The sequence below is a fragment of the Cytophagaceae bacterium ABcell3 genome (genome assembly GCA_030913385.1).
Lineage (GTDB): Bacteria > Bacteroidota > Bacteroidia > Cytophagales > Cytophagaceae > ABcell3.
Genome location: CP133159.1, coordinates 3,127,657 through 3,141,966, shown reverse-complemented (window position 1 = coordinate 3,141,966; position 14,310 = coordinate 3,127,657). Strand labels below are relative to the sequence as shown.

Sequence of the window (14,310 nt, the reverse complement as noted above, 5' to 3'; positions counted from 1 at the left end):
GCATTCTTATTTCCCAATGCACTGTTTTAAAATACTATATAAGAGTCAAGATACAACCTGTTAAATATTATGGACAAAACCTTACATGATTGTACGAATAAAAATGAATATTTATATAATATTTGAAAAAATATTTTTCTTCAAGAATAGCTACTGCTGGCTGATTTGGCCATAAATGACAAAAGCAGCCTGTGAAGACTGCTTTTGTTAAGTTGAGAAATGTGCTTTTACTATTATGATGCGCTTTCAGTGATTTCGATTTTTTGGATTTTGTCACCTTGTCTTATTTGGTCAATCACATCCAACCCCTCTACTACTTTCCCAAAGCAGGTGTGGTTTCTGTCTAAGTGTTGTGTGTTGTCTCTGTTGTGACAAATGAAAAACTGGGAACCACCGGTATTTCTACCAGCATGCGCCATAGATAAAACTCCTTTATCATGATATTGATTTTCCCCTTCAAGTTCACATTTTATGGTATATCCTGGACCACCTGCACCTGTACCATCAGGACATCCTCCTTGGACAACAAAGTTAGGGATTACCCTATGAAAGCTTAAGCCATCATAAAAGCCTTTTTTGGAAAGGTCTACAAAGTTTTTCACTGTATTGGGAGCATCCTTTTCATAAAACTCAATTTTCATTACTCCCTTGTCGGTATGCATTACAGCATTGATCATAGAAACTATTTTTAAATATTGATTAAATAATACTTATTTGCTTTCAATCTAAAAAGAAGATTTGAATAAAAGGAAATAAAAAGCGAATTTTATTAATGAATTTTTCCCAATATGAATTTTCTGTTTTAAAAAACACTGACTTTCTCATTACCAAAAGGTCTATCTTACAAAAAGTTACCGGTGCATTTGACGCACTTTCTTCGCAACTTAGCCACCATTTGGCAAAATCGTCAGTTGTCTTGCCTGCAAATACCAGGCTTACCCCTAAAATATCAAAAGGAGAAAATTACAGAGGGCTGCCGTATATAGTCTTAGATTTTCCAAGCTTATTCAGTAAAGATTCCCTTTTTATGTTTAGGGTAATTTTTTTATGGGGATATGCCTTTAGTATTGAAATGCTTGTTTCTGGGGATATGCTCAAAGAAAAAGCAGACTTATTGCTGGAGCATGCTCCGAAAATACGCGAGACACTACCCTTCATTTGCATTAGTAAAACACCATGGGAGTATTATTATGATGACACCATTTTTAAGCCATGTTCAGAGCTTGATAAGGAAGCTTTCAGGCACATTATTGAAAATAGGGATTTTGTAAAATTGGGTGCCAGGTTTCCCTTGGAGGACTATACAGTTTTAGACAAAGAGGTACGTACCCGTTTCTCAAGTCTAATGAGTATTATTTTCTGAGCTATCGTTTTCTGGATTTTTATCAGGTAGCATTAGGAGTATAAAAAGAGTAATAAAAGATAAGAAGCACCCTATAATAAACCATGTCCAGAATGACCTTCCTGTGGTACTGGCGTATTGGCCGCAAATAACAGGTATGATAAATAAAATTAACCCTGCTGCTACTATTACCGCAAAAACTTCCATACTCGTCTTAACAGGTGGTGTTTTGATAAAACATATAAACAGGCGGTAATTTACATGATATCCCTAGAAAAGCAAAACCTTTAGCCTGCCATTTAGTCCTAGTTTATTCAGGGTTTGAGCCGCTCATTTTAAAAGCAACTTCTGATTCAATGTTGCTTCAGCTTTCATTGAATGAAAAAGGACTTTATAAAAAATAATAGGCTTAAAAAAGATGCTTCGCTTTTTTTTAATTAATAGGGCAATAATGTTTTAGCTAATAAAAAAGCTTATAAACAATTACCAAGCCTTGCAGGAAAAACGAGACACGGCAGAATTTGTTTATAAGCTTTTTTACTATAATGATTGCAGACTCCCGTCTTCTTGTAACTTAAAAGCGTTATCGTCTTTATAAAGGAGCCGTTCGCCATTTTTTTCTTCAAAGCTTTCATAGTCTGCATCCACTATAAATTTTCCTGAAGTGTCTATTACCCCCCATTTTTTACCTTTTTGCACTACGGCCATATGATCTTGGAACATACCTGCTTCTTTAAACTGAACCGGTATTTTCAAGTCTGTCCTAGTATTCAGGTAACCCCATTTATTTTTCTTTTTCACAGGCACCAATCCATCGGAAAACGTGCCTATAGCATCGTAATCAGCTTTGTACTCATTGGTACACCTCGAGTTCATCAGTCCATATTTTTTCTTCTGCTTTACAGCAAAATATCCTTCTCCTGCGTAGTGAATATCAACTGCTTTGATTGGTAGCACTTCCTCTCCCCGCTCATTGACCAGCCCATATTTGTTTTTCTTTTTCGCAATTGCTGGCCATGCAGGCTGTCCTTGATCTTCTATAGCATTGCTCAGGTAGTCAAAGTGCATGGGGGTTATCACATTGCCCGAAGTTCTGATAATACCATATTTACCTCCTTGCTTTACCTTTAAATAATTGGGCAAAGCCGGTGCTATCATATCGTATTCTGCTGGAACAACTACTTTTCCTGATACTTCAGCAATGCCTTCTTTTCCATCTTTCTCAATTTTTATTACCAATTTCTGGAGGAAGTATTCGAAAGTTGCTTGATCATATTCGGCCGGAAGCAACAGTTCCCCTGCGCGGTTTATCATACCCCACTTGCCATCTATTTTAACTAATGCGTAATCATCTTCAAAAGCAGATGCGTCTTCATAACTGTCATCGCTCAAGTAATTTTGAGCAACGAGATCTAAAAAACGTATTTGCCCATCTTTCACTACACGCATAGATGTTATGGTATCTTCTTCATAAATTTTTTCATAAGCATCAGCGCTAAGCTTTGAACCACTCTTGTCATAGATATAGAAAGTTGATTGACTCGCTGGGACAAAGAATATATCACCAGAACTGTTCCTGCTTATTTCTCTGTGCTCCGGTTTAATGACAAACTGATTCTTGAGGTTGATTACCCCATATTTTCCATCTTTTTTTACAATAGCGCGCTTATTTTTAAAATCAGTGGCTTCTTCGTATACAGGATCTATAAGAAGCCTACCTAAACGGTTGGCAAACCCATGTTTTCCATCTTTTGATACAGAGATATAATGTTCACTGAGCTTTCCAATCGCATCAAACTGAACAGGCAGCAAGGTGTCGCCAGTCATGGTACTCATGCCATATTGGTTTTCTTTTTTTAGAATCAGCAATTCATTATCGATCCTTTCGATGTCGTCAAACACTACTGCCGCTACTTTCTTTCCAATATGGTTGATCAGTCCATAGTGATCACCTTTTTTGATGGCATAGGTATAGGTTCCTACTTTTTTGATGCTTTCGATTTCCGGCTCGTATAGGTACTTGCAGTTAACATGGTTAAGAATACCAAATTTTTCATCCATTTTGATCAGTGTAGATCCGCTGGATAGTACCTGTACAAAAGGGAATTGTGGCTGGCATATAAAGTTGCCTTTTTCCTCATTAAAAAGTCCCCACAGGTCTCCCCTCCTAACCCAGCTAAGTTCGGTATACGGTACTTGGTTAACTTCTGCATACCTTGGCGGCATTAGCTCTCTTCCTTTATCATCGACCAAGCCCCATAAACCATCTTTCATCACCCAAGCTTTACCATACCTATAGTTAGACACCTTCTCGTACTTGGGCTGAAGGACCACTTTTCCGTCACAGTCAATAACTCCGGACAACTTACCCTTTTGCACAATGGCCATATTGCCGATATAGGGCGACACTTTGGTGTATATGGGTTCTATGACCCAATGTCCTAAAAGGTTGGCATATCCCCACTGCCTATTGCTCCCATACTTGGGTACCAAGTCTTCTGGGCAATTGCTTCCTCTTTGTGCATTGGCCGAAAAGGTAAAAAAAAGGCCGAAGCCCAATATAAATACTTTTGCTTTATTACGAATCTGTATCATAAACAAAAAACGGAATTACTAACCTGATTATTGATTGTTGCTTCAGGTTATTCGTGTCAAAAGGTCAAATATAAAGAGTTTGGGAAAAAAGAAAAACTTTGGACATGCAGAGGAAGTGAAGTTAATAAAACTCGGAATGTTTGAGATCTTATTGCATGTTATGGGAAAATTGGGAGGGTGAAAACTAAAGCAAGCATCGGTTGCCTGCTTTAGTTATAAGGGCTATTTGCCATGTCTTTTTATCAATACGTCCATCACCTCGTCCAGGTCAATGTTTTTTTGCTCTAAGAGTACAAGGTAGTGGAATAGCAAATCGGCAGCTTCTCCAAGGAACAGGTCTTTATTGTCATCTTTGGCTTCAATGACCAATTCTACAGCTTCCTCGCCTACCTTTTGCGCCACTTTATTGACTCCTTTGGCAAACAGAGAACTGGTATAAGACTTTTCATCAGGTTGTTCTTTGCGTTTCCTGATTACATTTTTGAGGTGCTCGATAAAGTAAGCTTTTCCTTCATTTTTTTCATTCCAGCAAGTATCACTACCTGTATGGCATGTCGGGCCTTGCGGATGTACCTTTATAAGAATAGCATCATGATCGCAGTCCCCTAGTATTTCCTTTACCAAAAGGTAGTTTTCGGAAGTTTCGCCTTTTGTCCAAAGCCGCTGCTTGCTACGGCTATAGAAAGTTACCTTTCCTTCACTTTTGGTTTTTTCTAAGGCCTCTTCGTTCATATAGCCAGTCATTAGTACCTGACGAGTGTTAATGTCTTGTATAATGGCCGGTACTAAGCCACTTCCGTCTTTTGAAAAATTTATATTCATATCCTTACCGGAATATTGTTATTAGAAAGATAGTTTTTGAGGTCTGGAATGCCAATTTCCCTAAAATGAAAAATACTTGCGGCCAAGGCTGCATCGGCCTTACCTTTGGAGAAAGCTTCGGCAAAATGTTCCATATTTCCCGCACCCCCCGAAGCAATAACAGGAATCGGAACCGAGCTTGATATGCGAGCGTTAATTTCATTGGCAAAGCCAGCTTTAGTACCATCGTGGTCCATACTGGTTATCAGCAGTTCTCCGGCGCCACGGTCAGTTACCTCTTTTGCCCACTCAAAAGTGTCAATGTCTGTTGGTTTTTTGCCACCATGGGTATGAATTTTATGTGTATTTTCGTACACTTTCGTATCAATGGCTACTACTATACATTGACTTCCAAAGGCTTTTGCTAATTGATCAATAAGCCCAGGGTTCTTTACTGCCGAAGAGTTAATAGATACTTTATCGGCTCCTGCATTGAGCAAAACAGAAACATCTTCAACAGAAGATATGCCCCCTCCTACCGTGAAGGGAATATTTATTTCGCTGGCAACTTTCCTAACAAGTTCAGAAAGGGTTTTTCTTTTTTCATTGGTGGCACTTATGTCCAGAAATACGAGCTCATCAGCGCCTTGGTCAGCATACAGCTTCCCTAGTTCTACTGGGTCTCCGGCATCCCTAAGGTTTTCAAAATTGACCCCTTTGACTGTTTTGCCGTCTTTTACATCAAGACAGGGAATGATTCTTTTAGTAAGCATATTTAGCTTTATAACTTCTATAAGTAAATTTTAAGAAGAAAATTCCGCAAGGTCTTCAAGTGAAATTTTCCCCTCATAAAACGCTTTGCCAACAATAGCTCCGTATATACCTGCCTCCTCTAGCCTTTTGATATCATCTTTGGTCGTTACCCCACCACTGGCTATTAGGTTTACATAAGGAAACTCATCCATAATGTCTTTATAAAGCTGGAATGATGGCCCTTGCAATAATCCGTCTTTGGCTACATCTGTACAGATAATGTATCGTAGCCCATATTTTTCACAATATTTTCTAATGAGATCCATGACACCGATCTCTGTCACTTCTTGCCAGCCGCTTACAGCTATTTTTCCGTTTTGAGCATCTGCCCCAAGGATAATTTTGTCAATACCGAACTTTGTAATCCATCTGGAAAACATTTCTTCGTCACGGACTGCAATGCTACCTCCGGTAATTTGGTAAGCGCCACTGTTAAAAGCTAGTTCAACATCTTCGTCAGATTGTAAACCACCGCCAAAATCAACTTTTAGGCTTGTTTGAGAAGCTATAGTTTCTAAAACCTTGCTGTTTATTATCTTTTTTTGCCTAGCTCCATCTAAGTCGACCAAATGCAGACGCCTTATGCCGGCACCTTCAAAAGCCTTGGCAACTTCAAGAGGGTTTTCACTGTAATCTGTCCGAAGGTTAAAATCACCACGGGTAAGTCTTACGCACTTACCATCAATAATGTCAATTGCAGGTATTATTTCAATCATAATAATTGGGAAAATACAAATAAACGCAAAAAGGGATTAAAAAGAAACGTTAAAAAGGAAATAAACCCCTTTCGCTGGTTTTATGGTTTCGTAATCTGTGTTAGGTGTTCTCTTAATTCTTTTCTCCTCGTTAAAAATACTTCATTTTCTTGAAAATCTTTTTATCTTTTTCGTTTGTTAAGCAACATATTGATCAAAATATTAAAGTATAGTTTTCATGAGCAGTTTTTTTGATGCGGAATTTGTTGATTACCTAATGATAGGCTGGGACCATATTATTGACATTAAAGCCTATGACCACCTTTTGTTTGTCATGACTTTATGTGCGTTGTTTACTTATCATGAATGGCGGAAGGTTTTGGTCATTGTGACAGCTTTTACCATTGGCCATTCATTGACCTTGGCCTTATCTTCATTAAACTATATTGTGCTATCTCCTGAGTTGGTAGAAACGTTAATACCTGTTACCATTTTAATAACTGCCATTGCCAATATCGTTCGGAGAAAAGATAATACATTGACAGAAAAAACCTTTGATAAAAAAGTTGCTGTAAACTACGTGATAGCACTTTCGTTTGGTCTCATTCACGGTTTGGGCTTTGCAGGTAATTTCCGGTTTTTAATGGGGGAAGAAAATAGCATCCTCAAACAACTGTTTGCTTTTAACTCAGGTTTAGAGTTGGGACAGATTACGGTTGTGATAGTGTTTATGATACTGTTATATGTTGCAACAAAGTTTTTTAAGGTAGTTCATCGTGAGTGGAACGTATTTTTCTCTGGTGCCGGTGCTGGCCTGTCTGTTATGATGATTATGGAAGCATTATTCTAATGAAAAAAGCTGTTCTTTGTGTTTTATTGCTGCTGGTTTTGTCTTTTCAGGTAGGTACCCACCCTCTAAAGATGGCGTATACTTCTGTTAAGTATGATCCCGGTAAAAAAGTCTTTAAAATTAGCCATACTATTTTTCAGGATGATTTTGAATATGAGCTTCAGAAAAAATATGGATTTCCCGATATAGATGTGTTTAAAACACGTGAAAACAAACAAACCAGGAAAGCGTACATAGATTATTTTGACAAACACTTTTCTATTGACTTCAATGGGAAGTCGCAGCAGCTAGTGTTCAAAGAAGTAGAAGACAAAGGCTATATGGGACTGGCTGTTTGGTTTGAAACTTCCACAGTCGACCATAAGCTTATTAAAACTGTTTCTGTTCAGAATACGATCCTATTGGCCAGTTTTAAAGACCAGGTAAATATGTTTCACCTTAATATCAATGACCAGGTAAAACGTACAATAAAATTTGATAGGAAGAAAACTAAAGACAGCCTTAGTCTTTAAGTTCATTTATAGTTTAAGCTTCTTTGGCAATATGCTGGAATGCTTGCTTTCGCTCATATAGGTTTATTAGTTGAGCAAGTTCTTTTGGAGACGGATAAAATTGACGGATTTTGTTTTTATATGTATCCGTAAAATCTTTATGGTTAAGAATAAACTTTTTGGTTGCAACTATATACTCTCCCAAGCCATGGGCAATTGCGTATCTATCTGCCTCCATTTCTACTTTTTTCATATATGTTCCCGAAAAAACGTATCCTAAACCAAAAACAGCCAAGGAGGACAACGACCTGTTTAGGTAGTCCATTACATGACCTAACTCATGACCAAGCCAACCTAATAGCACATTGTAAGGCATCTCATGGATACTGAAGGTTTGCCCGTCCATGTTAAAAGTCTCAGAAATCTTAATGATATAAGCCCTTTTATGGTTAGGTTCAAATATAGTTCTTGGCAATGGTTGCGCCTGCATTACAGAGCTTCCTATGGGAGAAACTAGTTTAAAGTGGATCTCGGTTTGTTTGAGCTGTGGATAATGGGACAAACTTTGAAGAACTGCTTTTTCCAGTGTTTTAGGATAGTACTTATTCAACTTCATGAAATGGTTAATGTAAAATTCCGCTTAAACGTTCACTGATTTTCTATTTTCTTAATTCCTTCCCTCTCCCCCTGTTTCCTTCCATAAGTGTAATCTAAATATGCGATAGGTTTCGTCATAAGGTGCAAAGCAACAATAAATCAGCATTTTGGGGTCGAATTGCTATGTAATAGAAAGTTCTATTGCATATTCAAGGATGAGTTATTCTAACGAAAGAGCGTAGCAATTATTTTTTTGGAAAGAATAAGCTTTAATCAGCGACTTGCTCTAAAACAGAACAATAAAGTATTAACTAGGAAGTGAACAAGCTCTTGAAGGTTTAATAGCTAGGGGATACTTAAAAAGAAGGGATAAATAAATTAAAAGGGAGAATGGTTTTCAGAATTAGCCAACAGTAAGCCTTTTTCTGCAAAGCTGTAATTAGGGGGATTGGGAGGCTCTAGGAAAATAAAAAGCCCTAGCTTAATAAAAGCTAAGGCTTTTTATAGGAAATACTAGTTTTGGGCTACCAGTGTTTCTTTTTTAATGGTGGAATTGAAGGAGGCTCTCTGCGATTGTTTTTTCAGGGCCTTCGGTCTATGTGTAGCATACATAGTCAATCCAGTGAAGGTGATACCACCAGCTAAGTTTCCTAAAACAGTAGGTATCTCATTCCATACCAAGTAATCCATTGCAGAAAATTCTCCACCCATCATCAAACCAGCAGGAAACAAAAACATGTTAACTACCGAATGTTCGAAGGCCATAGCGAAGAAGAGAGCTATAGGCATCCACATGGCAATTACTTTTCCACCTACAGAAGTTGAAACCATAGCCATAACTACTCCGGTAGATACCATCCAATTACAAAGTACACCTCTTGTGAAGAGCGTTAACATTCCTCCCGCACCATGTTCTTTATATCCCAATGTTCGCGCTTCACCAATAGATGCAATAACCTTACCTACAGGACTTGGGTCATCTGTAAACCCGTATGTGTAGACGATACTCATCATTAGCGCAACCGTAAATGCCCCCAGGAAATTTCCAGTAAAAACTAAACCCCAGTTTCTTAAAACACCTTTGGCGGTTACACCCGGACGCTTGTCCAAAAGTGCTAAAGGCGAAAGTACAAAAACACCTGTAAGCAAATCATACCCTAAGAGGTATAGCATGCAAAACCCAACAGGAAACAGGAGTGCACCAATGATCGGGAAGCCTGTTTGATAAGTAACGTTAGTTGCAAATACTGCTCCAAGTGCTAAAATACCTCCAGCCATAAAAGACCTGATCAAAGTGTCTTTGGTGGACATCAACACCTTGGATTGCCCGGCATCAATCATTTTGGTAACTAGTTCTGATGGTTTCAGATAAGACGTGTTGGAAAAAACAATTTCTTCTTTCATCGTGTTTTATTTTAGTTTTTAAACTGGTTTGACTTTACCTGCCCCTTTTCTGGTGGCTTACCTTAATGTTATTGGCAAATATATATAAAGATTTTTTAATTACGTAAAATTACGTAAAAAATCTACGTAAAAAATTTAAGTTAATTACTTTGTTAAAGAGTATAAGTATAGGTTTTTTTACCTATTAATTATTTGGGGTCAATAATTAAACACCTGCAAATAAGTATTTTGTAGTATTTTTACAAGCGCCGTTTTGTGAGTAATGTATTATCTTAAAAGTTGTGTGTTTATGTGTAGATTTTACGCAACTACGTAAGTTTACCTAGTTAGATGCAGCGTTTTCAACAAGCATTATTTACCATAGGGGGTTTAGAGAGGGCAAGTAAAATGTAGGAAAGCTGTATTGTGCTACGTTGCGTAGACATATAGCTTGAAGTGGAGCGGTTTGGAGTAACTTATCCCGTTAAAAGGTCAAACTAAAAAAAGCCTCACATTCCTTTTGGTGCAGTGGCTGTTAATCTTTTTTTCTGTATATCTCTTCCTCCACCTGAATACGCTCAATTTGTTTTAAGTGCCTTAAAATGTGGTTTATATAAAATTGAAATGTATCTCCCAACTTCAGTTTGATCAGCTTTGATATTGATATACTAATTTTCACTTTACTTAAACTGACACTTTTAGACTGCTTGAGCAGTTGCAAAAGTATAATTTGCTGGTTAATAAATACATCAATGACACTTTTGTCAAGCTTTTCGTCCAATGGGTTTTTGTCTTTGAACGTTTTCATTTTGTTCAGCTTATCTTTGGGCAACATGCTTTTGGCAAAAAAGCTGCCTAGAAAACCACTTTTGAACTCAGCTTCTTCTTTACTATTAGATTTTTGTATACTGGTTTCGATTTCTGGCAGGTAGAATTTACCATATAAATTTAGGTGTTCCAAACATTCTAATATATTCCAGGAAGATTCGTCGGGTTTCCATGTTAGTGTTTGTATATCAATACTTTTAAGCTTTTCAACTTGACCTAGGGCCTTCTGTGTTTGCTCAATAAGGGAATCTATTAGTTTCTCTGCTTGCATATGTTTTTTGTTTTTATGCAAGATGTCAAAAGTAAGTTTTATAATCCTTGATCAAAGTCAAGACTTTTTTAGTCGTGAAAGTGTTTCGGCACTCATTCTTAAATAATTTGCAATATGTTTATTGGGGATTTCCTGAAATAGCTGAGGGCTTCTTTTTAAAATACGTTCATACCTTTCTTTGGGAGATGTTGTTAAAATATCTATCTCCCGTTCCATTTGCTCCAGAGCCATGTTTTCTAACACCTTAGTCCATAATGACCTGTTGTCTTCGGTTTCCAGAAAACTATCAAAGCACTCTTTGGGAATAACTTTTAATACTGTTTTTTTTATGGTTTGAATACATAAATCAGAAGGTTTTCCGGTTAAAAAAGAATCCAGCGAAACGATTAGATTTCCTTTATAGCCAAACCTAATTACTTGCTCTGTACCATTATCCCCTATAAAAATCCTTACACTCCCGCTTTCTATATAATAAACATTGGTATCAATACTTCCCTTGGTCTTCAAAAAACCATTTCTGCCGATGGTTATGGTTTTGCTAGCAAGTTCAACAACTTCTTTCATTGTCTGTGGTGTATCATAGATAAGTTCCTTTTTTAAAAAGCTTTAGTTTCCTTCAATTTCGTTAAATTGAATTTCACCATTCCAATATTTAATAAGCTGTTTTTTTGATAATTTTTGTTTTTTATAGAGGTCGATAATTTCATTTTGATAATCTTGTAGGTCCATTTTTTTCATTTCACTCAATGTTTTCTCCGCCAACAAAATGTGGCCCGAAGCTTCTAATACTCCAACATACTCCAACATTAGGTCAAAATTTACTGTGTCAGAACTCAGGTACTCTCGATATTTATCAATAGCTTTTTGATAATATTTTACGGCATTTAAAGAGTCTCCTGCTAATTCTAGGAATAAAGCTTTTTTCCCAAGGTAAAATGGCCTCTCAGGGCTGATTTTAATGAGTTTGTCAGTTACTTGCAGCAATTCGTTTATGTCTTTTCGTAAAAATAGAAGTGTGTTTTTATGTTGAAGGGCTGATATGTTACGACCATCTAAGGCCAATGCTTTGTTTGTTAATGCCAAAGAACTGTCAATTCTAATACTATCTTCAAGCTTTGTTAAATAATATATATCCATTGCTTGTTGTAGTACCACTTGTGATTCTTTGCTTTTTCGGCAAGAAATTATTAATACACCAACAATTACATAAAGGCCCTATGTGGAATACTGTGGGTAATTGAATTTCAATTTAGAGGAAATAAAGTAAATCATGTTGATAAAATTTGTAATATTCCGATATCCACGAGCTCTTCTTTTAGCTAGTTGTATTTTGCTGTTAATCCCTTCCATGACACCATTGGCAATCTGGGACTCGACATAATTGGTAATTCCTTGCCAGTGGGACTTTATTGTGTTTACAAACTTCTTGAAGGCATACAAGCCTTCCTCTTCAACAAGGTCACACCAGTAAGCCAAGAAAGCAGAGCCCTCTTCTTTTGTTTTAAACTCCCAAAAGCTCTGAAATAAGGTCTTTAACCGATAAGCCTTCCCAATAGTTGGTAACAGTTCAATAAGTACCTGCCGGTCCTGCTTCTGTTTAGCGCTAAGTTTGTGTGTGGACTTTAATAGCGTGTATTTGTGTCCTTTAAGTATTGAGTGTTCTCGGACTTCTCGCTTACGTACATCGTCCATAGCTTCATTAAGCAGTTTGACTACATGAAATTTATCAAATGTTACCGAGGTGTTAGGAAAATGTTCGAGCATGCCTGCGATAAAACCTGTAGACATATCAATGCATGCGTCGGTAATTGACAGATGTTCAACACCCTTTGCTTTTAAATGGTCTTTAATTCTTCCGATAGTGTGCCGATCCTTGCCTGGAGTAACATGAATCACACGGCGAGTAGCCAAATCTGCTGCTACGGTCACATAATCATGTCCTTTTCTTACAGAAGTCTCATCAATACCCAATTGGGTCACCGAGCTTTGATCATCTGCCCGATAGGCAATTTGTATCCAGTAGTTAAATATATTCCATATGCGCTGTGGGTACTCATTCACTAAATCAGCTGCTTTGTTCACGGGCATCTCTCGCTCAATCAAAGCCATGCTAAAAGCCTCAAACAACAAAGTAAAACCACTTCCTTTTCTAGCCCACGGCACTTCCACGGTTTTTACCTTTCCATCCGTTGTTTTGATTCGAGGGACTTTGCAATGAAGATAACATTCATGTTCAAAAAAATTGAGGTGACGCCAAGTCCTATATTGAGTATCATGAACTTTACTTTCTGGTTCAAATACGAAACCACGCTCAAAGCTAATGGTTATATGAAGTTCTTGTTTACCATTGGATGCTTCCTGAAACCTAACATCGGTTACCGACCAAGGCTTTGTTAACTGCAAAGCCAATTGAAATATTTCGATACTGTTCATTTTGTAAAAATAACTACATTATATCACCTTTCCACAGTAAATCATATAGACCCTACATAAAGTACAATTTTGACATTCAAAACTTGATATGGTTTTATATGACATAGGTCCAATTAGACATACTAAGGCTTCTTCTGCTATTTCTTCATCAAGGAAACTAACTCTTGCTCATTGACGACTTTCATAGGTAAGGTTACTTTTTGATTCTCTTTAACAACTGTTTTTAGTGACGATGCCAGAATGGTTTCGTCTTTTGTTGAATATGAAATCACATGAACTTTACTGCCTATCGGTATTGTAAAGCTATTTTCTTTATTTTGACCTGTAATAAAGAAAGATTGAATCACACTGTTTATGTCTTCAAATATTACAAATGTATTAACAAAGCTCAAACTATCAGAATCATTGAACTGTACAGTTAAATTTGTCCTATTTTTCATTTTTAAAAACCTGTCTACATTTATCCACCCTAACTTGGATATTCCTGTTTCTTCATATAGTTTTTTGGATAAACGTCTGTGATTTTCTTTTGCTTTTTCGGTAGCCGTATCATAAGTAAGGCCACCATTTATTAAGAAATCTTCTGTAACATCCTCATCTGCTGCTACAGCCTCTGTTTCTTGAGGAAATTTCAAACTTTCATTAGCCTCTTCCCAGTTCAACTGTTCCAATGAATCACGTGTGCCATAAAAAAGTTGCATTTCTTCATCAGATTTTATGGGAAACTGTACCTTTAGTTTCTTGTTTTCCTTTAATTTCAATGGTTCCCCATTTGAGGTTAAGTTGATGTAATAAGCTCCTCCTGAAACCAATAGGTCACCATTGGAAACTGTTGGTGTGTTTGACTGTAAAAGGTCAAATTGGTTGGTCAACTCTTTTAATTCAACTTCAATGACCTTACCCAATGGATTTCCGCTTTTTGTGGTTAAGTCCGAAGGGTTAATTTTTATAACTGTCCCTTCTCTTCCTACAACCTCTGAAGGCTTAGATGCCGTTGTTTTTAAAATTTGGCCTGAACTATCAAAACGACTCCAAAGGTTTACAAGTTTTAGCAATTCTTCTTTGGGATCAACTTTAGGCTCCTTCGGAACTGTTACCTGCTCCTCTACATTTTGAGAACTGTCTTTATGTTGCTCATTACAAGCGACTAGTATGGTGAGCAAAAACATTAATAATCTTAAATGACTTTTCATGAGTGAAAGTTTATAAAA

The 14,310-nt window shown here is 37.1% G+C and carries 15 protein-coding genes; 3 read left to right on the top strand and 12 right to left on the bottom strand.

Annotated elements, in window-relative coordinates:
- Positions 1 to 233 precede the first annotated feature (233 nt).
- Complete coding sequence (locus tag RCC89_12720; protein WMJ74019.1) at positions 234 to 677, bottom strand: peptidylprolyl isomerase; 444 nt, start codon at positions 675 to 677, stop codon at positions 234 to 236.
- Between the two features lie 95 nt (positions 678 to 772).
- On the opposite strand from RCC89_12720, the gene RCC89_12715 reads away from it, so the two are divergent.
- A complete protein-coding gene (locus RCC89_12715; protein WMJ74018.1) occupies positions 773 to 1,363 on the top strand; it encodes a hypothetical protein in 591 nt (196 codons plus the stop codon).
- Between the two features lie 519 nt (positions 1,364 to 1,882).
- Here RCC89_12715 and RCC89_12710 read toward each other — a convergent pair.
- From RCC89_12710 to hisA, 4 genes are all read right to left on the bottom strand, one after another.
- Positions 1,883 to 3,937, bottom strand: coding sequence for a WG repeat-containing protein (locus RCC89_12710; protein WMJ74017.1), 2,055 nt, complete (start codon positions 3,935 to 3,937; stop codon positions 1,883 to 1,885).
- 222 nt (positions 3,938 to 4,159) lie between these two features.
- Positions 4,160 to 4,759: a bifunctional phosphoribosyl-AMP cyclohydrolase/phosphoribosyl-ATP diphosphatase HisIE gene (hisIE, locus tag RCC89_12705; protein WMJ74016.1), complete on the bottom strand. Its 600-nt coding sequence runs from the start codon at positions 4,757 to 4,759 to the stop codon at positions 4,160 to 4,162.
- On the bottom strand, positions 4,756 to 5,511 hold the full coding sequence (gene hisF, locus RCC89_12700; protein WMJ74015.1) for an imidazole glycerol phosphate synthase subunit HisF: 756 nt from the start codon (positions 5,509 to 5,511) through the stop codon (positions 4,756 to 4,758). Before hisF ends, hisIE begins: the two co-directional genes overlap by 4 nt.
- Before the next feature lie 30 nt (positions 5,512 to 5,541).
- Positions 5,542 to 6,264 carry a 1-(5-phosphoribosyl)-5-[(5-phosphoribosylamino)methylideneamino]imidazole-4-carboxamide isomerase gene (gene hisA, locus RCC89_12695; GenBank protein WMJ75659.1) on the bottom strand — a complete coding sequence of 241 codons (723 nt, stop codon included), beginning with the start codon at positions 6,262 to 6,264 and terminating at the stop codon, positions 5,542 to 5,544.
- 220 nt (positions 6,265 to 6,484) lie between these two features.
- Here hisA and RCC89_12690 point away from each other — a divergent pair, with 220 nt between their 5' ends.
- Together RCC89_12690 and RCC89_12685 are read left to right on the top strand one after the other, a co-directional pair.
- Positions 6,485 to 7,096 carry a HupE/UreJ family protein gene (locus tag RCC89_12690; GenBank protein ID WMJ74014.1) on the top strand — a complete coding sequence of 204 codons (612 nt, stop codon included), beginning with the start codon at positions 6,485 to 6,487 and terminating at the stop codon, positions 7,094 to 7,096.
- Entirely contained in the window at positions 7,096 to 7,608 is a 513-nt protein-coding gene (locus RCC89_12685; protein WMJ74013.1) for a hypothetical protein, read from the top strand. The genes RCC89_12690 and RCC89_12685 overlap by 1 nt, the downstream gene beginning before the upstream one ends.
- Positions 7,609 to 7,621: 13 nt before the next feature.
- Here the strand turns inward: RCC89_12685 and RCC89_12680 are convergent, their stop codons facing one another.
- The 7 genes from RCC89_12680 to RCC89_12650 form a co-directional block, all read right to left on the bottom strand.
- Positions 7,622 to 8,203 carry a hypothetical protein gene (locus RCC89_12680; protein WMJ74012.1) on the bottom strand — a complete coding sequence of 194 codons (582 nt, stop codon included), beginning with the start codon at positions 8,201 to 8,203 and terminating at the stop codon, positions 7,622 to 7,624.
- A gap of 494 nt (positions 8,204 to 8,697) precedes the next feature.
- The gene (locus tag RCC89_12675; protein ID WMJ74011.1) at positions 8,698 to 9,588 is read right to left on the bottom strand and encodes a formate/nitrite transporter family protein; all 891 of its coding nucleotides are present in this window, start codon (positions 9,586 to 9,588) and stop codon (positions 8,698 to 8,700) included.
- A gap of 514 nt (positions 9,589 to 10,102) precedes the next feature.
- On the bottom strand, positions 10,103 to 10,666 hold the full coding sequence (locus RCC89_12670) for a DinB family protein (protein WMJ74010.1): 564 nt from the start codon (positions 10,664 to 10,666) through the stop codon (positions 10,103 to 10,105).
- Between the two features lie 57 nt (positions 10,667 to 10,723).
- Positions 10,724 to 11,230, bottom strand: coding sequence for a Crp/Fnr family transcriptional regulator (locus RCC89_12665; GenBank protein WMJ74009.1), 507 nt, complete (start codon positions 11,228 to 11,230; stop codon positions 10,724 to 10,726).
- A 42-nt stretch (positions 11,231 to 11,272) separates the two neighbouring features.
- Complete coding sequence (locus RCC89_12660; GenBank protein ID WMJ74008.1) at positions 11,273 to 11,803, bottom strand: hypothetical protein; 531 nt, start codon at positions 11,801 to 11,803, stop codon at positions 11,273 to 11,275.
- Positions 11,804 to 11,881: 78 nt separating this feature from the next.
- On the bottom strand, positions 11,882 to 13,099 hold the full coding sequence (locus tag RCC89_12655; GenBank protein WMJ74007.1) for an ISL3 family transposase: 1,218 nt from the start codon (positions 13,097 to 13,099) through the stop codon (positions 11,882 to 11,884).
- A 137-nt stretch (positions 13,100 to 13,236) separates the two neighbouring features.
- Entirely contained in the window at positions 13,237 to 14,292 is a 1,056-nt protein-coding gene (locus RCC89_12650) for a hypothetical protein (GenBank protein ID WMJ74006.1), read from the bottom strand.
- Positions 14,293 to 14,310 lie beyond the last annotated feature (18 nt).